Annotated in this window: 17 protein-coding genes; 10 read left to right on the forward strand and 7 right to left on the reverse strand. The window is 57.7% G+C overall.

Translation table 11 applies throughout. From position 1 onward, the window contains the following. Nucleotides 1-269: 269 nt before the first annotated feature. From H6G62_RS02740 to H6G62_RS02750, 3 genes are all read right to left on the reverse strand, one after another. Nucleotides 270-1,559: an ATP-binding protein gene (locus H6G62_RS02740; RefSeq protein WP_190492584.1), complete on the reverse strand. Its 1,290-nt coding sequence runs from the start codon at nucleotides 1,557-1,559 to the stop codon at nucleotides 270-272. A gap of 13 nt (nucleotides 1,560-1,572) precedes the next feature. Then, the gene (locus H6G62_RS02745; protein WP_190492585.1) at nucleotides 1,573-1,902 is read right to left on the reverse strand and encodes a hypothetical protein; all 330 of its coding nucleotides are present in this window, start codon (nucleotides 1,900-1,902) and stop codon (nucleotides 1,573-1,575) included. Nucleotides 1,903-2,073: 171 nt separating this feature from the next. Beyond that, complete coding sequence (locus tag H6G62_RS02750; RefSeq protein ID WP_242051793.1) at nucleotides 2,074-2,985, reverse strand: LysR family transcriptional regulator; 912 nt, start codon at nucleotides 2,983-2,985, stop codon at nucleotides 2,074-2,076. 131 nt (nucleotides 2,986-3,116) lie between these two features. Here H6G62_RS02750 and H6G62_RS02755 point away from each other — a divergent pair, with 131 nt between their 5' ends. The 3 genes from H6G62_RS02755 (at nucleotide 3,117) to H6G62_RS02765 (ending at nucleotide 6,143) form a co-directional block, all read left to right on the forward strand. Continuing rightward, the gene (locus H6G62_RS02755; RefSeq protein ID WP_190492652.1) at nucleotides 3,117-3,428 is read left to right on the forward strand and encodes a hypothetical protein; all 312 of its coding nucleotides are present in this window, start codon (nucleotides 3,117-3,119) and stop codon (nucleotides 3,426-3,428) included. A gap of 69 nt (nucleotides 3,429-3,497) precedes the next feature. Next, nucleotides 3,498-4,892 (forward strand): argininosuccinate lyase, encoded by a 1,395-nt coding sequence (argH, locus tag H6G62_RS02760; protein WP_190492586.1) that lies wholly within the window; start codon nucleotides 3,498-3,500, stop codon nucleotides 4,890-4,892. Beyond that, entirely contained in the window at nucleotides 4,893-6,143 is a 1,251-nt protein-coding gene (locus H6G62_RS02765) for a glycosyltransferase (RefSeq protein WP_190492587.1), read from the forward strand. A 60-nt stretch (nucleotides 6,144-6,203) separates the two neighbouring features. Here H6G62_RS02765 and H6G62_RS02770 read toward each other — a convergent pair whose 3' ends face one another. After that, on the reverse strand, nucleotides 6,204-6,929 hold the full coding sequence (locus H6G62_RS02770; protein WP_190492588.1) for a late competence development ComFB family protein: 726 nt from the start codon (nucleotides 6,927-6,929) through the stop codon (nucleotides 6,204-6,206). 512 nt (nucleotides 6,930-7,441) lie between these two features. On the opposite strand from H6G62_RS02770, the gene H6G62_RS02775 reads away from it, so the two are divergent. Next, on the forward strand, nucleotides 7,442-7,999 hold the full coding sequence (locus tag H6G62_RS02775; RefSeq protein WP_190492589.1) for a DoxX family protein: 558 nt from the start codon (nucleotides 7,442-7,444) through the stop codon (nucleotides 7,997-7,999). Between the two features lie 178 nt (nucleotides 8,000-8,177). Here the strand turns inward: H6G62_RS02775 and H6G62_RS02780 are convergent, their stop codons facing one another. Next, entirely contained in the window at nucleotides 8,178-9,695 is a 1,518-nt protein-coding gene (locus tag H6G62_RS02780; protein ID WP_347239274.1) for an adenylate/guanylate cyclase domain-containing protein, read from the reverse strand. Nucleotides 9,696-10,117: 422 nt separating this feature from the next. Between H6G62_RS02780 and H6G62_RS02785 the strand changes: the two genes are divergently transcribed. The 3 genes from H6G62_RS02785 to H6G62_RS02795 all read left to right on the forward strand — a co-directional run bounded on the left by H6G62_RS02785 (nucleotide 10,118) and on the right by H6G62_RS02795 (nucleotide 14,528). Then, nucleotides 10,118-11,791 (forward strand): ABC transporter substrate-binding protein, encoded by a 1,674-nt coding sequence (locus H6G62_RS02785; protein WP_190492590.1) that lies wholly within the window; start codon nucleotides 10,118-10,120, stop codon nucleotides 11,789-11,791. Between the two features lie 116 nt (nucleotides 11,792-11,907). Then, a complete protein-coding gene (locus tag H6G62_RS02790; protein WP_190492591.1) occupies nucleotides 11,908-12,414 on the forward strand; it encodes a DUF4168 domain-containing protein in 507 nt (168 codons plus the stop codon). A 209-nt stretch (nucleotides 12,415-12,623) separates the two neighbouring features. Further along, nucleotides 12,624-14,528 carry an ABC transporter ATP-binding protein gene (locus H6G62_RS02795; RefSeq protein ID WP_190492592.1) on the forward strand — a complete coding sequence of 635 codons (1,905 nt, stop codon included), beginning with the start codon at nucleotides 12,624-12,626 and terminating at the stop codon, nucleotides 14,526-14,528. 10 nt (nucleotides 14,529-14,538) lie between these two features. On the opposite strand, the gene H6G62_RS02800 is transcribed toward H6G62_RS02795, so the two are convergent. Then, nucleotides 14,539-15,324 (reverse strand): fumarylacetoacetate hydrolase family protein, encoded by a 786-nt coding sequence (locus H6G62_RS02800; protein WP_190492593.1) that lies wholly within the window; start codon nucleotides 15,322-15,324, stop codon nucleotides 14,539-14,541. A gap of 152 nt (nucleotides 15,325-15,476) precedes the next feature. Between H6G62_RS02800 and rpsF the strand changes: the two genes are divergently transcribed. Beyond that, nucleotides 15,477-15,806 carry a 30S ribosomal protein S6 gene (rpsF, locus tag H6G62_RS02805; RefSeq protein WP_190492594.1) on the forward strand — a complete coding sequence of 110 codons (330 nt, stop codon included), beginning with the start codon at nucleotides 15,477-15,479 and terminating at the stop codon, nucleotides 15,804-15,806. Between the two features lie 445 nt (nucleotides 15,807-16,251). After that, nucleotides 16,252-16,812 carry an Npun_F5560 family protein gene (locus H6G62_RS02810; RefSeq protein ID WP_190492595.1) on the forward strand — a complete coding sequence of 187 codons (561 nt, stop codon included), beginning with the start codon at nucleotides 16,252-16,254 and terminating at the stop codon, nucleotides 16,810-16,812. 34 nt (nucleotides 16,813-16,846) lie between these two features. Here the strand turns inward: H6G62_RS02810 and H6G62_RS02815 are convergent, their stop codons facing one another. Then, the gene (locus H6G62_RS02815; RefSeq protein ID WP_190492596.1) at nucleotides 16,847-17,764 is read right to left on the reverse strand and encodes an S-layer homology domain-containing protein; all 918 of its coding nucleotides are present in this window, start codon (nucleotides 17,762-17,764) and stop codon (nucleotides 16,847-16,849) included. Nucleotides 17,765-18,002: 238 nt separating this feature from the next. Between H6G62_RS02815 and H6G62_RS02820 the strand changes: the two genes are divergently transcribed. Beyond that, on the forward strand, nucleotides 18,003-18,749 hold the full coding sequence (locus H6G62_RS02820) for a hypothetical protein (RefSeq protein ID WP_190492597.1): 747 nt from the start codon (nucleotides 18,003-18,005) through the stop codon (nucleotides 18,747-18,749). The last annotated feature ends 8 nt before the right edge of the window (nucleotides 18,750-18,757 follow it).

Genomic DNA, 18,757 nt, shown 5'->3' on the forward strand with positions numbered 1-18,757 from the left:
ACGGGCTGAGAGAGTTGATAGGTCTTTAGGGGCTCGTCATGTTAGGAAGGCCATGGGCAGAAGCTAGGAACAGCTAGAAGCCATAGGTGGCCATGGATGCAAGGGTCAAGCCTCACTCTGTGGGTTAGCCAGACCGGGTCTGATGGGCGTTAATTTGCTGAAGTGTACTCCAACTTTCAGAATCTTTCACTATTTCGTGACCTTTTGCGACGCGAAGGTTTCCCTGGCCTCCCGATCTGAGGGCGATCCCAGGGGCTTCCATCGCAGGGTCAGGGTCTTCCATCAGCTAGTTCGGCGGTGATCCAGTCGATAAATTGTCGGGCGGTGCGCCCAGATCGGCCATTGTGGCGGGTGGCCCACTGGAGTGCCCTCGCCTGGAGGTCGGCCTCGTCGAGGGACACTCCTGCCTGTTTGGCCAAGTGTTGAACAATGGCGAGGTAGGTGGGTTGGTCGGCAGGCTCGAAAGTGAGGGTGAGGCCAAAGCGATCACTAAAGGAAAGCTTTTCCTGCACCGTATCCCAGGACTGGACTTCGTCTTGGTCGCTGGGGCGGGGGCGGTCGCTGAAGTATTCGCGCACCAAATGGCGGCGGTTGGAGGTAGCATAGACCACCACATTCTGAGGTCGAGCGGTCACGCTGCCCTCTAGCACCACCTTCAGCGCCTTAAAGGCATCGTCGTCCTCCTCAAAGGACAGATCATCCACAAAAATAATGAACTTTTGGGGGGCGCTACGCAGCCGATCCACAATCTGCGGTAGGGCTTGTAGGGCGGGTTTGGGCACCTCCACCAGCCGCAATCCCTGCGCCCCATACTGATTGACCAACGCTTTGACCAAGGAGGATTTACCCGACCCCCGGCTACCGTAGAGCAACACATTTAAGGCGGGATAGCCCCGCAGCAGGGCCAGGGTATTTTGCTGTAGTTGTTGACGGGGATGGTCGTAGGCGGTGAGGGACTCTAGGCACACAGGGTCGGGATGGGCAACGCCCTGGAGGGCATTCCCCTGCCAGGTAAAGACGTGATACTGGGCCAATCTACCCACCCCTTGCTGCTGGTAGTGGGTGGCTAGGGCGTCGATCTGGTCAGGCCAGGGCTGGAGGGAGGCAAAGGTGAAGGGCAGCGGAGCGGGATCCATCTCCCAGGCCACCGGAGGCTGGTCTAGGCCACTCACCACCTGTACCCACTCGGCCACCTGGGGGCTGGTGAGGGCGCTGAGATCTTGCAGTAGGGCCAGATCGTGGCAGGCCGCTTGGACTAGGGCCGCAGGAAGTTCCCCTAACCCCCGGTGCTGCACCTGCTGGGTGAAGGGATTGTCGGCGTAGGCAATGCTCCGTTGGAGATAGCTCGACCAGGTTTCTTGGGCGGTGGCTAAGGCTTGGAACCAGCGGCCATAGGATCCTAGGCTTTCGATGGTGGATTGGCTAGCCACCGCCTCCAACAATTCCACAAAGGCTTGACCCACCCGATCTTGCAAACTATCGCCGTAGATCAGCAGTTTGGCCAGTGCCTGACGGTAGTGTTGAATCTCCGCCACGATGGTGGTTGGAAACTGGGTCATAACGTCGCCTTTGCTAGTCGGAAGGGGGCGGGGCCATCCCCTGGGCCATGGGATCGTTGGTTTCGTAGTCGCCGCAGTCGATGGCCGCTTCGGAGAGGGCGGTTTGGGGATGGAGGGGACACTTCAGAAAGGGGCTATTGGTGAAATACCGACAGTCGGCGCAGGGAATTTGGTGCATTCGCTTGGCCCGCTGCATCCCATCGCGGGTCACGGCGATCAGTTGCCACACGGTTATGCCCACCAGCCCCCAGGCCACCACAAAACACAGCGGCACCAAAAAGGGGCGAATCCAATGAAGCATCTGTACCAACAGTACAAAAAATCCCTGTATGACCTGATCCATATCCAACCCATCCCTCCCAAGGGGGAAACGAAAGCTTGCTCTCACCGAGATGGCGCTGTCCCAATTCAGGCGAATTCGGCGGATAGCCCAATTGGGCTTAGACCCGGATTTTGATCTATCTTTCCAACTTACGGGCAAAGCCCCTGGGGGCAACCCACGCTTAGGAAAACTTCAGGGTTGTGGATTGGGCTTAGCCATGGCTTTGAGCACATCCAGAAATCCGTAAATGGCCGGAGTATGGAGTCCATCGGCGAGAATAGCGGCCCCAATCACCCGCGACAGGGGCTCTGGTAGCGAAAAGACCTGCACGGCACTGGGGATGGGCTCGGCGGCGAGGCGGGGCAAAATCGTGGCTCCCATGCCCTGGGCCACCAGATTCACGATGGTGGTGTCGGTTTCCACCTCAGAAATCACGTTCAGATGATGACCGTGGGCCTGAATATGGGCATAGACATCCCGCATCATGACCCGATCCAGCGGCGGCATGATCATTGGTTGCTGGGTGAGATCGGCCCAGGTCAGATGTTGACTCGCGGCTTGGAACCGAGGTGGCATTAGGGCGACATACTCGTTTTCCAACATGACCCAGCTCTCCAGATCTTCGGCGGCGGGCAATACCGTTAGGCCAATGTCGGCCCTGCCCTCCCGCAACGCCTTTTCCACCTGGCGATAGTTGTCGTGTTCACTGAGGTTGATGGTCACCCCCGGATAGCGGTGGTTGAACTGGGCAATGGCATCGGGTAGCAGATGAATAGCAATGCTACGAAAGGATGCCACCCGCACCTGCCCGCCCTTCAACCCTTTAATTTCCTCGGCCTCCTGCACAATGGCTTCAGATTGGTAGAGCATGATGCGGGCATGGTGAACGATGCGATCTCCCACCGGGGTGAGCCTTGCCCCATGACGACCCCGTGCCACCAACACCACCCCTAAATGATCCTCCAACGCCGCAATACTATGACTCACCGCCGACTGAGACATCTCCAGAGACAGGGCCGCTTCGCTAAAGCTGCTGTGATCTGCCACCGCCACCAACACCCGCAGTTGGGAAAGCTTCATTTGGTTTTGGGGGTTGTCTTTCATGGCTTCCCTAATTCCCTATTCCTGGCTCCCTAATTCCCTATTCCCTGATTTCCTAATCCCTACCCACCTGTCTCCATCTTCAAGGGCTGGTGTATAGTTTTGGTGAATCTTGTTCCGGTTGGATGCGCACTATGGACGTTTCTTCCCAGTTTTTTCTGACAAATGTGCCTTCGGCCCATGGGCTAGAGTCGATTCTTCGCCCCATTGTCCTGGATGACGCCCTCCAGGTTCAGGCTTTTTTACCCCTTGCGACACCGTCCCTTGATGGGGTTTCGGTGTCCTCCGCCATGCCGCAATCTATGGTACTGGCCCAGCAGTTTGATCAGGACATCCTCGGCGATATGGGCAAGCTCTGGAATACATTCATTGAATCGGGCCAGGTGTGGGCGTTGCTGATTGGTATTGCCGTAGGCTACATGGTGCGCGGCCTCACCGCCTACTAAGGGTTTGATCTGCGCCGCCAAAGCCGATTCCCGCCTGATTGGACACCTGAATTACAGAAAGGAGTTCCGTTGGAAACCCCCTCTTCCCAAACCTGGAGCCAGCGTTTTGAGACCGCGCTGCACCCCTCCATTGCCCGATTTAATGCCAGCATCGGCTTTGATATTGCCCTAATCGAATACGACCTCACCGGGTCAGAAGCCCACGCCAAAATGCTGGTGAAGACGGGCATTCTCACCCCAGAGGAAGGGGAGGCCATCGTCAACGGCCTAGAAACCATTCGCCAAGAGTACCGGGAGGGTCGGTTTCAACCGGGCATTGAAGCGGAGGACGTGCATTTTGCCGTGGAGCGACGGCTGACGGAACTGATTGGCGACGGCGGCAAAAAACTCCACACCGCCCGGTCTCGTAATGACCAGGTGGGCACCGATGTGCGCCTGTACCTGCGGGCGGAAATTACGGCTATTCAGGGCCAACTGCGCCAGTTTCAGCAAACTCTGCTCTCCCTAGCCGAGGCCCATGTGGAGACCCTGATTCCGGGCTACACCCACCTGCAACGGGCGCAACCCCTCAGCTTGGCCCACCATCTGCTGGCCTACTTCGACATGGCCCAGCGAGACTGGGAACGGCTTCAGGATATTCAAAAGCGGGTGAACATTTCGCCCCTGGGCTGCGGTGCCCTAGCGGGGACGACGTTTCCCATTGATCGGCAGTATTCGGCGGAGTTGCTGGGTTTTGAGCGGGTCTACGGCAACAGCTTGGATGGCGTCAGCGACCGGGATTTTGCCATCGAATTTGCCTGTGCCGCTAGCCTGATCATGGTGCACCTGTCGCGGCTGTCCGAAGAGATGATTCTCTGGGCTTCCGAGGAATTTAGTTTCGTCAGCCTCAACGATAGCTGCTCCACCGGATCCAGCATCATGCCCCAAAAGAAAAACCCCGACGTGCCAGAACTAGTGCGGGGCAAAACGGGGCGCGTCTTCGGCCATCTGCAAGGGCTGCTGGTGATGATGAAGGGCCTGCCCCTGGCCTACAACAAGGATTTGCAGGAGGACAAAGAGGCCATCTTCGACACGGTGCAAACGGTGCGCGGTTGCCTAGAGGCCATGACCATTCTGCTCTCCGAGGGCGTCACCTTCCGGGTGCCCCGACTGCGGCAGGCCGTCAACGAAGACTTCTCCAACGCTACTGATGTGGCGGATTACCTGGCGACCAAGGGCGTCCCCTTCCGGGAAGCCTACAACCTCGTGGGGCAGGTGGTGAAGACCTCCCTCGCCGCCAACAAGCTCCTGCGCGATTTGACGATGGACGAGTGGAAATCCCTCCACCCCGCCTTTGAGGAGGACATCTACGAGGCGATCACCCCCCAGCGAGTCGTTTCGGCCCGCAACAGCTACGGCGGCACCGGGTTCGACCAAGTGCGCCAAGCCATCCAACGCGCCCAGCAAATTCTGGGGGACGACTAGATGGCCATTAGCCTGTGCATGATCGTCAAAAACGAAGCCGCGACCCTAGGCCAAGCCCTGACCAGCGTCAAGGACGTGGTGAGCGAAATCATCGTCGTGGACACGGGTTCCACCGACGACACCGTTGCCATTGCCCAATCCCACGGGGCCAAGGTGCATTCCTTCCCCTGGGTGAATGACTTCGCCACCGCCCGCAATGCCTCCCTCACCCACGCTACTGGGGATTGGGTGCTGGTCATCGACGCCGACGAAGTCCTCCAGCCGGAAGTTGCCACCCTATTAAAATCCTTGGATCAGGGTCAACCTTTAGGGGACATTCCGGCAGAAAACGTCCTAGCTGTGAACCTGCTGCGGCTGGAACTGGGCGCACCCCAAGCCCCCTACACCCTAATTACCCGCCTATTTCGGCGTTTGCCAGGGATTCAGTTCCACCGCCCCTACCACGAAACCGTAGACGACAGTATCACTGCTCTCCAGGCCCAGGAAACCCACTGGCAGGTGGTCACGCTAACCACGGTGGCCCTACACCACACGGGCTACGATCCGGCGGTGGTGGTGAAGCAGGGCAAGTTTGACCTGGCCCAGCGGGTGATGGAAACCTATCTGGCCGATCACCCCAACGACGGCTACCTGCTGAACAAACTCGCGGCCCTGTATCTAGAATCGGAAAAACCCGATCAAGCCATTGACCTGCTAAATCGCGCCCTGGCGAATCTGGACAGCCTCGATGCCCTCACTCGCTACGAAGTTTTGTATCACCGTGCCCTGGCCCAAGGGGATAGCCACCCCGATCAGCCCGACCTCGCCGCCACCGATTACGAAGCCGCCCTTGCTGAAGACGTACCTGCCATTTTGAAACTGGGCGCTTGGATCAACTACGGCAGCTTGAAAAAAGCCCAGGGGGATCTCCTCGCCGCCGTTGCTTTGTTTGAGCAAGCCATCGCCGCCGACCCGACCCTCGCCATTGCCCACTACAACCTGGGTACCGCCCAGCGGGCTAGGGGATATCTGGATGAAGCCATCGCCGCCTACCGTCAGGCCATTGCCCTCCAGCCCAACTATGCCGAGGCCCACCAAAACCTAGGGGTGGCACTATTCAAACTGGGTCAACTCCCCGAAGCGTTGAATTCCTTTAATCGGGCCATCAACCTCTATGGCACCTATGACCCAGCCACCGCCCAGCAACTCAGACAGGGCGTACAACAACTGGGGATCCCCAGGGATCTACTGGCCGGAGCACAACTGCTATAGCGGCCTTTGGGTTCTGGATAACATTGCCCGCAGCCAGCATGACTGATATCTCGCTATCGCCTATTGGCTGTAGCGAGAATCGTTCCAGTCAAAATCTAGGCCACCATTTTTGGCATCGCTTTGGCCCTGCTTCTGGGCAGACTCTTGGCTATGTCGTCGCTGCCAGGAAATGCTAGATCCATAGGTGCCGGGACGCCAGTGTTGCCCGTGGACATCTGTGTTGTTGACAGGGGCGGTGGGAGCAGTAGCCGTAAACCCAGGGGCTGAGGAAGGCCCAGCATAGTTGCCACTGGAGATGGGACGATACCGCGTGCGGTGGGAACTGTCTAGGCTAGACGCTGATGGTTGGGGTGCCCCTCCAGAACGGTTCGTACCCATGACTTCCCGCAGGCGACTGACAACGCCATCCCAGCCTAAATCGGGCTGACTCAGGATATCGCGCAGGGAATCTAGCACCCCACTGGTCTCATCCTCCTGACCCAGTTGGAGCGGCTCTGAGGATCGAATAGGATCAACCTGGACAGCAGCGATAGCCTGACGCACGGCACTTTTAATTTGGTTGCGGAGTTCTCGCTTGGCCTTTTCGTACTGGTGTCGCCAGCCTTTTTCGCTGGAGGCATAGAGAGCGGGTAGGCGGTTGAGGGCGTAGGTTTCCACCTCCACCACCTTTAGATATTTAGCGACTCTGGGGGGCAGATCCTTCAGTTGCTGCTCCACTTCCTCTGCCACGAGCAGTTCCATCACATTGATGTAGGCCCGACGCGGACTATCTTGGGCGATTTTCATAACTCACGGGATCCTCATAGACGAAATTCAGGTATTGATCAGCCCCCACGGCTCAGGCGCTAGGCGGTCACGGTTCCCATGGCCTCAGGTTTGGGCTTGGATAAAGCCTTTACCTCATTAGCCGCCAGCAGGCTAGGGATAATGGCCTCAGGCACGAGGGATCTCCATCGGCTTAGAATTTGAGCTTGGCGTGGATGATGCAATCCCTGATGGGGGCTCAGTCTTGAACCATCTCGGTAGCACCCCCCTAAAAAGACACCTGTGATGGGTTGGGTGGCTAGGTGGCAAGACAGTGACTCAATGCGCTGAATGATGTGGATGTTTTTATCATAGCCTCCAATTTTAACCCATGGGGACCGGGGTGGACGCCTGACTTGGTGTCGCGGACTAGGGATTGGAGGCATAGGGCGAACGAAATATTTTTTCTTCCCAGAAGCAAAAACATGGTCGAGATGGCATCACAGAACTTAAAACTTCGTTAGCATTATTAATGACGAGCTTAAGTTTTCTCAATGACTCTAACTGCCCCGCAGCGCCTTCTATCCCTTGGCGGACTGGCCCTTAAGCCCAATTCTTCCGCCAATGTTCCTTTTCAGGTTTCCTGGACAATTCTGAGAATTGTGGCTGGAATTGTCATGATTCATAATGGTTTGGACAAGCTGACTAATATTGAAAGCTTCGCCGAAGCCTACGTGGCCTATCTGGGGTTCCCCTTCCCCATCACCCTTAGCTATCTGGCGGCTTTCACAGAGCTGATTGGGGCTCCCCTGGTGGCACTGGGGCTGTTCACCCGTCCGGCGGCCTTGGGGCTGTTTTTTACCATGGGGGTGGCCATGTATCACCACATCAAGGTGGCGGGCTTTAGTATTCCCTACCTGGAATTGTCGGCCCTGTATGCCGCGACCTTTCTGTTTTTCTGGGTGAATGGGGCGGGCGCGTTCTCGGTGGATGCCGTCTTGGCTCGATTCATGGCCGGGGTGCAGCGGAATCAGGCCACTGACCAGCGGGAATCCTTGGAAACGGCCTTCCAGCGGTCTGGCCTGCCCGAAGCCGAAACCCCCACCCGCTAGATCACCCAACTAGCCCCTAGGTTCCCGGCCTCCAAAACCCCGGTTTATAGGTTTCCGGTTTATAGGTTTCTAGAACCCCGGCTACTTGCCCCGTTCATCCGATCTGGATGGTATGGCAAATCAGAAACCGGGGTTTTATTTCAGGCGGCGGTTACGGTGCAGACGGAGGCGTAGCGGTTTAGCTGGGGGGACGACGACCGATCAACCAGTAGGTCATCATTTGGCCCCGCCCCTTAACGGCCACATGGCCCCTGGGCTCAAACAAAAACTTGTCCTTGAGCCTTTCGTAGAATTCTGGAGTCACTTGAATACGCTGGGGAGATCCGGTGGTCTCCATCCGACTTGCAATGTTCACGGTGTCGCCCCAGAGGTCGTAGGCAAACTTGCGACGACCAATGACCCCAGCTACCACGGGGCCAGTGCTAATGCCAATGCGAATTTTGAAGCCTTCGCCATCGGGACGCGGGAATTGCTGGATGGCTTCAGCGATATCGAGGGCAAATTGGGCAATGGCGACATCGTGGCCCTCTTGGGCGGTGGGCAACCCCCCAGCCACCATGTAGGCGTCGCCAATGGTTTTGATTTTTTCTAGGCGGTAGAACTCGGCCAGTTGGTCGAACATGGAAAACACTTCATTGAGCATTTTCACGAGCTGCCGGGGGCTCATTTCGGTGGAGGCTGCCGTGAAATCCACCAGGTCGGCAAACAGAACGCTGACTTGGTCGAGGCTTTCGGCAATGGTGCGCGACCCCGACTTGAGCCGCTGGGCAATGCGGTAGGGCAGAATATTCACCAGCAACCGATCCGCCTGTTGCCGCTGTTGTCGCAGTTCGTCCTCCATTTGGCGGCGTTCGCTAATGTCGTGGACAATGCCTTCGTAGTAGATCAACTGACCCTCGGTATCAAACACGCGCCAGATATCTTCACTGACCCAAAAGGTGCTGCCGTCTTGGCGAAAGACCTCGGATTCGGCATCGGTGATTTTGTCGAAGCGGCTGAGGTAGACCAGGAGTTCTTCCCGGCGCTTGGGTTGCACATAAATCTGACGGCTGATGTCCTCGACGGCGGCGATCATGGCATCGGCAGAGTCGTAGCCATAGAGGCGGGCCATGGAAGGGTTAACACTCAGAAATTGGCCATGGGCGGTAGTTTTGAAAATGCCCACCGTCGAGTTTTCAAACAGACTGTGGTAATTGAGCTCTGCCGTCTGCCGTGCTTTTTCGAGCTGAAGACGCTCCTCCACCTCGCGCTGGAGCTGCTGGTTTTTTTGGTGAAGTTGCTGCCGCTGCTGGGCGAGATAAATCTGATTTTGCACCCGCACCAAGACTTCCTGCACCGAAAAGGGCTTGGCAATGTAGTCGGCTCCACCCGACTGAAACGCCTTCACCTTATCGAGGGAATCCACCAGGGAACTGAGGAAAATGATGGGAATATCGCGGGTGGCTGGGTTGGTTTTCAGCCGCTGACAGAGGGTATAGCCATCCAGATCGGGCAAGACGATGTCTAGCAGGATGAGGTCGGGGATCTGCTGGGCAATGGCGGCGAGACCCGACTCGGCATTGGTGGCTTCGCGCAGACGATAGCCCTGTTGAGTGAGCAGCCGAGCTAAAAGGCGACGGGTTTCCACGTCATCGTCGATAATGACCAAGTCCATGGCAGGTTGGACGAAATCGGGCGATGGATCCGCGTCTTTCACTCAGAATCAACGACCTATGTGAGAGGGCAAGGGACTGATTGAAGTGTAGCCCAAGGGCTCAGGCAGGACGGAATTATCTGCCTCCTGAGAACGCTGTACCGCCAGCGTCGCTATCCCTCAGGACACTTGCGTTAAAATTCTGGTGCCTTGTCTGGCTATCCTACTGGGCAAACTCGGATAAAACAACCGGACAAAGGCATGGAAAGTCGGGTATTTGAGGTGGCCTTGGGCTTGGTTTGACCGAGATCTGGTCACAATTCCCCTAGGACGCATTCTCTCAGGGGCAGTTGATGATTCAAAATAAACCTTATTCCAGTTCAGAGGTGCAGGTTAGCCTGGAAAACGCTACCGTTTTTAAGCCAGACTTGTCACATCTGGGCTTGGGATAGACGGGCAATACTTTTGTTGGACTAGGGAGAACTATGGTTGATTTGGCCTCTCGATGGCAGCGTTTATCGGTATTAGCAATCGTGCGGCGACGATCCTGGCGGCACGTAATTCAGTTTGTGGCACTGTTTAGCCTCTGTCTGGGGGTGGCCTTGGGTTGTGCAGGGAATGATCAACCCACCACCGACACCAGCGGCGACAGCAATGGACGGATTTCTCTAGGGACCACCCTCACCGCCCGCACCCTCGACCCCGCCGATGCCTACGAAACCTTCCCCGGCATTTTGCTGCAAAATTTGGGGGATCGGCTCTACACCTACACCCCCGGCACTACGGACTTGGTGCCTCAACTGGCTACGGCAATGCCTACCCTTAGCGAGGATGGCCTCACCTACACGATTCCCCTGCGCCAGGATGTCACCCTCCACGATGGCACTCCGTTTACTGCCGAGGTGATGGCCTTTTCCATTGAGCGGTTTATGGAAAATGGTGGACGTCCGGCCTACCTGCTGTCGGACAAAATCCAGTCTGTGGAAGCCACGGGTGACTACGAACTCACCCTTACCCTCAGCGCTCCCTTTGCGGCGTTTCCGGCCCTGCTGAGTTTTTCGGGGATCACCCCCGTTTCCCCCGCCAGCTACGAAGTGGGGTCAGGCAAGTTTAACCCCGATAGCTTTGTGGGCAGCGGCCCCTACAAGCTAGCCAGCTTTGCCAGCGACGCCATCAAGCTAGACGTGAACGAAGACTATTGGGGCGAGGCTCCGGCCAACCAGGGCATCGACATCCAAATTTTCACCAGCCCTGCCAACCTTTACAACACCTTTCAAACGGGCGGGCTAGACGTGGCCTACCAAACCCTCGACCCTGAGCAAATTGCTAGCCTGCAACGGGAGGCCGACTCCGGCGGTTGGCAGGTGATTGAGGGCGGCACCAACGTGATTAACTACATGTCCCTCAATCGACGCATTGAGCCCCTGGAGGACGTACGGGTACGGCAGGCCATCGCCGCCATGGTGGATCGGCCCCTGCTGAATGAGCGGGTGTTCCAAGGCCAAGCGGAACCGCTCTACAGCCTGATTCCCCCCAGCTTTGAGGTGTCTCAGCCCGTGTTCAAAGACAGCCTGGGCGATGGCAACTTCGAGAAGGCCAGGGAACTGCTCACCGAGGCAGGATTTTCGGAAACCAACCCCCTCACCGTGGAAGTGTGGTACCCCTCCGCCTCCACCACCCGCAGCATTGTGGCCAACACCCTCAAAGAATCCATCGAAACCGCCCTGCCGGGACTGGTAACCGTAGACATTCAAAACACCGAAGGGGCAACCCTGTGGCAAAACGTGGGCCAGGGCATTTACCCGATCATCCTCTCCAACTGGTACCCCGACTTCTACGACCCCGATACCTTCCTCCAGCCCTTCCTGGGTTGCGAAACGGGCAGCGTGGAGGCGGGCTGCGAAGAAGGGGCATCCCAGGCCAATGGTTCTTTCTTCTATAGCACCGAGGCCAACGACCTAATTGCCCAACAGCGGGCCGAACAAGACCCCGTCGCCCGTCAGGCCATCATTGCCGAACTGCAAACCATGATGGCGGAGGAAGTGCCCTACGTGCCCCTCTGGCAAAACAAGGACTTTGTCTTTGCTCAGGATGGCGTCGGCGGCGTGGCCATCGAGCCCAGCCAGCAGTTCCTCCTCTGGCGCATCAGTCAGTCCTAATTTCTTGGGCTTTGCGTTAGGCTGACACAGAGCTTGGCCCGTACTGTCCCTGGGTGGTACGGGTCGCTTCATCGATAGAATTCTAAGCATTCATGCCCCCGAAGGACGCTTTTCCCATGATGAAACTCCTTAGCCCCCTCATGGCGCTGCTACTGGGCCTTGCCCTCAGTCTTGGTCTCTCCCCCGGCATGGCCCAGGCTACAGGGTTGCAGGGCACCCTGCCAACGAATCCCTCTCTCCACCTGCTAGCGACGGCCTCGGTGCCCGCTGGTGAGGTGAAAAAATTTGCCAAGGCCTACCAGAGCATCCAAACCATTCGCGATGAGGCTGAGGCCGAAATGGCCCAGGCCGTGGAAGCCGAAGGGTTTACGGTGGAAGAGTTTAACGCCCTAGCCGACCAAGCCCTAGCCCACAATCAGCCCCCCGATGATGCCGCCGTGGCGGTAAAGTTTGACAGTGCCATCGAGCGCATTGCCACCCTGCGCCAAGGGGCCGAAGACACTATGGGCAAGGCCATCGAAGCCGCCGGACTGTCCGTTGATCGATTCAACGAAATCCTAGAACAATCCGACCAAGACGCCGACCTCTACCAACGCATCGGTGACCAAATCAACGGTCGCTAGGGGCAGCGATTGCACAACCCGCAGCGGGTTGCGTTGAAGTGGCCTAGGCCATAGCTAGATTCTCGATGAGCGAGGAGACTGGCGTCCCCAGGGTTAGGTTTCGGCCTGCCAAGGCAGGGTTACGTTACAGTGGATCAGGCTTGGGTAAGCTGGGTTGTCGTTCAGGATGCCGATGACCTGTGTTGGATTGTCAAGGATTTTGATGCGCCATGGTGGCTACGTCTTCGCTGTCCGCAGATCGTGAACTGCCCCGCCGTCCTGAGAGTGACTGGCGGCTGTTTTTGCAGATGTGGCCCTACCTCTACAAGCGCCGCCGCATGATGGTGTTGCCTCTGGTTTTGCTGGTGCCCCTGTCTTTGGCCAATGCTCTCCAGCCCGTGTTGATTGGGCAGGCAATTTCCCTCATTCGCCAGGAGCCTGTGATGGCGTTTTTACAGGGGCGTACCCTCCAGGGCGGGCTGAATTTGATTGTGGGCACCCTAGTGGTGACGGTGGCCATTCGTCTGCTGCTGGATGGCTTTCAAAGCTATCTGGTGCAGGAGGTGGGGCAGCAGATCACCGCCGACATTCGCAACGATTTGTTCTCCCACGTCACCTCCTTGGCCGTGCGATTTTTTGACCGCACCCCCGTCGGCAAGCTGATCACCCGCATCACCAGCGACGTGGACGCCCTGGGGGAGGTGTTTTCCACCGGGGCCGTGGGCATTATCACCGACTTGTTTTCCATCGGTGTGTTGCTGGTGGTGATGTTTACCATGCAGTGGCAACTGGCCCTGATGTTGCTGGGGTTGCTGGTGCCTGTGACCGGGCTGATTATTTTCTTTCAGCAGCAGTATCGCAAGGCCAACTACAAGACACGGGAACATCTCTCAGAGCTCAACGCCGCCCTGCAAGAAAACATCGCAGGCATCAACGTGGTGCAGCTTTTTCGGCGGGAACGCTTTAATTCCGAACTGTTTCGGGCCACCAACCAGCGCTATATCACCGCCGTGGATAAGACAATTTTCTACGACTCAGCGGTATCCTCCACCCTGGAGTGGATTTCCCTGGTGGCCATTGGCGGCGTGCTGTGGCTGGGGGGGCTGCTGGTAATGCAGGATGCCCTCACCTTTGGGGTGTTAGCCTCGTTCATTTTGTTTGCCCAGCGGTTGTTCGATCCCCTGCGCCAGTTTGCCGATAAATTCACCGCCATCCAAGCCGGACTCACCGCCGTCGAACGCCTCACCGACCTATTCAGCATCCCTGTCGAAATCCGCGACCCCGCCCACCTCAGTGTCGCCGCCACCGCCCCCCCTGCCGCAGAAGTCACGGCGGCTCAACCCTCGACCCCTGCCCTCCCCGCCACGCCCCCTCTCCCCCTCTCTCCCTCTTCCGCCACCACCCACGCCTCAGAAATCCGCTTCAACCAGGTCACCTTTGGCTACAAGGCCGACGAGCCTGTGCTCAAGGATCTCACCTTCACCATTCGTCCCGGCGAAAAGGTGGCGCTGGTGGGGCCAACCGGGGCGGGCAAAAGTTCTATCATTCGCCTACTCTGCCGTTTGTACGACATCAACAGCGGCTCGATTTTGCTGGATGGCGTAGACATTCGCGACCTACCCCAAGCGGAACTGCGGCGGCGCATGGCCGTGATTTTGCAAGACGGCTTTTTGTTTGCTGGCGATGTGAAAAGCAACATCACCCTAGGGGAGAACTACCCCCTGGAGGCGGTGATCGACGCGGCGAAAAAGACCAACATCCACGGCCTGATCGAGCAACTGCCCCAGGGCTACCACACCGAACTGCGAGAACGGGGGGCCAACCTCTCCGGGGGGCAAAAGCAACTCCTCGCCTTTGCCCGCGCCGCCATCCGCGATCCCGGCATCCTCATCCTGGATGAAGCCACCGCCAACCTAGACGTGGGCACCGAGGCCATGATCCAAGACGCCCTAGAACGCCTGCTAGAGAGCCGCACCGCCATCATCATTGCCCACCGCCTTTCCACCATCCGCAACGTAGACCGCATCCTCGTCCTCAAGCACGGCGAACTGGTGGAACAGGGCACCCATGACGAACTCCTCGCCCTCGATGGCCTCTACTCCAGCCTCTACCGCTTGCAAATGCTGGGGGTTTAATCGTGACGGCCTAGGCTCCCTCGGCCCTAGCGGCGACCAGGTTCTCTAGAGCACCAATGCCCTCAATTTCCACCCGCACTTGGTCGCCAAGGGAGAGGGGGCCAACCCCCGCCGGGGTTCCGGTCAGGATCACATCACCGGGCAGCAGGGTCATGATGTGGCTGATGTAGGTGACCAACTGTCCAGGGTTGAAAATCATTGTTTCAATTGAAGCGGACTGTACCGGGTCGGGGTTGTTGTTCAAAAAAGTTTGTAGGCGGGCGGCGGAGCTAATTTCCCTCACAATCCAGGGGCCAAGGGGGCAAAAGGAATCGAATCCCTTGGCCCTTGTCCATTGGCCATCATGTTTTTGAAGATCGCGGGCGGTCACGTCGTTGGCAATGGTGTAGCCCCAGATTTTGGATTGGGCCTCCTCTAGGGGCACTTGGGCACAACGCTCACCGATGATCAGGGCCAATTCGCCCTCGTAGTCCACCTGTTGAGATTGAGACGGGTAGTAAATGGTGGCCCCCACCGAGGTAACCGTGGTGGAGGGCTTGAGAAAAATCAGGGGTTCTGGGGGGGGCGGTGTGCCCATTTCGGCGGCATGATCCGCATAGTTTTTGCCCACGGCCACCACCTTAGACGGGGCACAGGGAGCCAGAATGGTGTACTGAGTGGGCAGCAATTCCGCCTCTGTGGGCTGGCCCTGGAGCCAGGGGGGCGCATCCAGCACCTGCACACGGCGATCAGGATGAAGCAAACCGTAGTGGAGTTGCCCAAGGTGGGACTGAACTCGAACGTAGCGCTGCGCCATAATACTTGCTAAATCTTGATATAATTGTAGATCCTTGTCTTTACGCTAACCGCAAGACCTCTAGTCCCTAGACCATCCTAGGGAGGCTGCTAGGGGGGAATAAAAGCTGTTTTCAAGGGTGTAAAGGCCATTTTTGTCCATAAGGAGCCTCCATGAAATCATACATGTACGAAACCATGTACATTTTACGTCCCGACCTCAATGATGAGATCGTCGATGGCACCATCGGTAAATATCAAACCATGCTTAAGGATCAGGGTGCGTCCATTCTGGAAACCCAGCACCGGGGCAAGCGTCGTCTAGCCTACGAAATTGACCGCAACCGGGAAGGGATTTACATCCAAATGAACTACACTGGCCCCGGCGAAATTGTGGCTCCTCTGGAGCGGGCCATGCGCTTGAGCGACGACGTGATCCGCTTTTTGACCGTCAAGCAAGAAGCCGATGCCCCCGTCGCCGAAGCCGTCGCTGAAGTCGAGTAGCCTCTCGTTGTCCTCCGTGCCTCTGCCCTAGAGCCCTGGGTTCCGTCTATCAGTGCGGCCCATTAGCGTTTTCTGGCTGGGGAAGGTGAGAAGCCATAGTTCCTTTGGGGCTGTGGCTTTTTTGTGGCCTTTGCCCCCAAACGTTGTCAACAAAGCTGCCCCGCTTCTCAGCCCGATCAACCGTAGGGATGAGGTCTCCTTGGCTGCTGAGGCTGGGCACAAGCCAACCAGATTTAGCCCAAAACAGGTGTGCCGATTTTGGCGACAGGTGCTACATTAGCAGCACTTTGGCACGGCCCTGGGTGCGGGATCACGCCATTGCCCAGGGAAACGTTGGCCAAAATGCCTACCCTAGGCTGAGTTGCGGGCCAGGGGTGCCCTGGTGAAGGCCGAATGGGGCCGTAATTCAAACACATTGGTTCGTTAGTTGGATGGGAGTAGTCTTGTGGCGCAGTCTCCGTACACAGATAGAAATGAGCAACAGGCCGAGGTGGCTCGCCTCACCGCTGAGCTGGAAATTCGCGATCAGCTCGTACAACAGCTTTCCCAGGAGCTCTTTCGGTTGGTGAAGGGCAATGCCGGATTTATGCCCAGCCCTGAGGTGTCTGAGCAACACCAGGCCGAAGTTCGTGCCCTGCGGGATCAACTGCGGGGGGTGGAAAAGCAAATTGACTTTTATCAAGGCCAGCTAGAGGAACGGGATACCGAGGTGGTGCAACTACGCCAAACGGTGCAGGATCTCACCGACCGCTCCCGTATGTTGGAGCAGGTGGTGCAGGAATTGCCGACGGTCTATCGTCAGAAGTTCTCCGAACGCCTGACCGCCGTAAAGCAACGGGTCGCCGAACTTCAGCGGGAGAACCGCCAGCTTCAGGCCGAATTGCAGAGCGTCACCTACCGCCTTGCCATGCGCACCCGCCGCAGTCAACGCCTAGAACTGCCCGCCCTCAGCCAGGAGGGGATGGACGGCCTCTCGCTACCCTCCTTTGGCAGTGCCAGCGCCTAAACCGTTGGCCCAACCCGCCTCCAAGCTCAGCCTGCTAGTAGGCGGGTTGGTCGGGCAGGGGCGGACGCCCTGGGGTAAGAGGGCTCAGTTGTCCGGTATAGACCAAGGTTTGGCGTAGCATGGTCACCACCTCGGCCCGCGTGGCGTCTCGATTCGGCTCTAGGCGCTTGGGGTTGGGGTGGTTGACCACTAGATTAGCCTCCAGGGCGGTGATCAAGGCCGTTCTAGCCCAGGGGGGCACCTGATCCGCATCGAGATAGCCCTGCAACACCCGATCTGGGCTACTGCTAGATTTGAGGTTAAGGCCGTTGGCGAGGGCCAGCATGACCTGGATCCGAGTGACCTTGGCCTCCGGGCGGAAGGTGCCATCGGGATAGCCCGTCAGAAAACCCGTGGCAATGGCCGATTGGATGTGCTGGATAGCCCAGTGGTTGGGGTCAACATCGCCATATACGGTGGATGGGGCGGTCTGGGGCGACAGGACAAAGAGGTGACTGAGTTGGGTGGCAAACTCGGCCCGCGTCATCGGGTCGTTCGGGCGGAAGGTGCCGTCTGGGAAGCCCTTAATCAGGCGTCGCTGGGCGAGATCCTCCAAAATGGGAGCCACCCAGGCGGCTTCATCACTATCACTAAAGTAGGGGCGAGGCGGCTGGCTGGGCGCATCGGGCCACACCTCCTGGGGGGGGAGGGGCTGGGGCAATAGCAGCGGCGGAATCTCTAGGGGTGGGGAGGACGGGGTATGCAGGGCAGACAGCATCCTCAAGGGATTGGGCAAGCCGGGAACGATAACCTGGTCAATGGGACTCTCTAGACTGGGGGCCACTTGGCTTTGGGCGCTAAGACTCTGCCAACGCCAGACAAAGCCAGTCATTCCCGTACCCAGGCCCAACAGCACAATGAGGGTGATGGGTTTTGGCTGAAGACTTCGCTTCAGGATTGGCCAGGACGGCATGGGCACCCCCCACAAAACACGCAAGCTAAGGCTAGCGTAGATTGTGGAGTTTGGCGTCATTGGGCTGGGTGAGCGGCCCGCCAGGTTTGGTTAGGCCATACGTCCCCGATCATTGCTTATAGTCTATACAATGGGACTCCAAAGGGTGCCAAAGGTGAGAAAGGTTTTCAATCGCGCTCTATTCATCGCGTATAGTCTATAGGTAACAATGATCCAACGTTTCAATGGCCACAAAAGCATGAAACAGTGTATCGGGCAACTTGCCGTCTTCACGATGGCCGCGATGGTGGGGGGATGGTTCACGGCTTTCCCCCAGGGAGGCGCGACAGAGGCTATGGCCAAACCGACTAGCGGTCAGCCCGATAGCCGTTCTACCATCACCTCATCCACAACCCCATCGGTTTATCTGCCCCAGGCTCCGGTGTTGATGCAAGGGGTGGTGGCTCCCCTAAATTCCTTGCGTCTGATGAAGCGAGCCTTAGCTAAGGCAGGAGATGCCTCAGCCCTTGTGAATCTGCCACTACTCGCTATCCTCAATGAACCGCTGAAAACCACCGGACTTGGCCCTATCCAAATTGGCATGACCCTGGACGATCTAGAGGAAATTGGCCTGACTCCCATTCCCTTAGAAGGCAGTGGCGATGGCGTGTGCCAGTACTATCGAATTAAGGGCAACAGCGAACCCATTGGGCTAATGGCCATTGGCGGTCGAATTCTTCGCATTGATGTGTGGCCCGGTAGCATCATCGAAACCCGCAGCGGCGCAAAAATTGGCTCCACGGAGGCCGAACTTGTCCGTCTCTATAGGAATCAGCTAGAGGCCACGGCCAACCCCGTCACCCTTGGCAAAACCATTGTGTTTACGCCCCGCGATCCTGGTGAAGATCTATTTCGCCTAGTCTTTGAAACCGATGATCGGGGGGAAGTGGTGCAGTATCGGGCCGGACAATTTCCCTCCGTTACCTGGCCAGGGGGATGCCTCTAGGGGGCTGG

This window comes from Phormidium sp. FACHB-1136 (genome assembly GCF_014697375.1).
Taxonomy (GTDB): Bacteria; Cyanobacteriota; Cyanobacteriia; order Phormidesmidales; family Phormidesmidaceae; genus Nodosilinea.

Excerpts from the sequence above, each read along its gene's own strand:
- H6G62_RS02815 (WP_190492596.1), bottom strand. The coding sequence starts at position 17,764 with ATGCCGTCCTGGCCAATCCTGAAGCGAAGTCTTCAGCCAAAACCCATC.
- H6G62_RS02795 (WP_190492592.1), top strand. The coding sequence starts at position 12,624 with ATGGTGGCTACGTCTTCGCTGTCCGCAGATCGTGAACTGCCCCGCCGT.
- H6G62_RS02765 (WP_190492587.1), top strand. The coding sequence starts at position 4,893 with ATGGCCATTAGCCTGTGCATGATCGTCAAAAACGAAGCCGCGACCCTA.
- H6G62_RS02740 (WP_190492584.1), bottom strand. The coding sequence starts at position 1,559 with ATGACCCAGTTTCCAACCACCATCGTGGCGGAGATTCAACACTACCGT.
- H6G62_RS02750 (WP_242051793.1), bottom strand. The coding sequence starts at position 2,985 with ATGAAAGACAACCCCCAAAACCAAATGAAGCTTTCCCAACTGCGGGTG.
- H6G62_RS02755 (WP_190492652.1), top strand. The coding sequence starts at position 3,117 with ATGGACGTTTCTTCCCAGTTTTTTCTGACAAATGTGCCTTCGGCCCAT.
- H6G62_RS02785 (WP_190492590.1), top strand. The coding sequence starts at position 10,118 with ATGGTTGATTTGGCCTCTCGATGGCAGCGTTTATCGGTATTAGCAATC.
- H6G62_RS02800 (WP_190492593.1), bottom strand. The coding sequence starts at position 15,324 with ATGGCGCAGCGCTACGTTCGAGTTCAGTCCCACCTTGGGCAACTCCAC.
- H6G62_RS02790 (WP_190492591.1), top strand. The coding sequence starts at position 11,908 with ATGATGAAACTCCTTAGCCCCCTCATGGCGCTGCTACTGGGCCTTGCC.
- H6G62_RS02770 (WP_190492588.1), bottom strand. The coding sequence starts at position 6,929 with ATGAAAATCGCCCAAGATAGTCCGCGTCGGGCCTACATCAATGTGATG.
- H6G62_RS02745 (WP_190492585.1), bottom strand. The coding sequence starts at position 1,902 with ATGGATCAGGTCATACAGGGATTTTTTGTACTGTTGGTACAGATGCTT.
- H6G62_RS02775 (WP_190492589.1), top strand. The coding sequence starts at position 7,442 with ATGACTCTAACTGCCCCGCAGCGCCTTCTATCCCTTGGCGGACTGGCC.
- rpsF (WP_190492594.1), top strand. The coding sequence starts at position 15,477 with ATGAAATCATACATGTACGAAACCATGTACATTTTACGTCCCGACCTC.
- H6G62_RS02820 (WP_190492597.1), top strand. The coding sequence starts at position 18,003 with ATGAAACAGTGTATCGGGCAACTTGCCGTCTTCACGATGGCCGCGATG.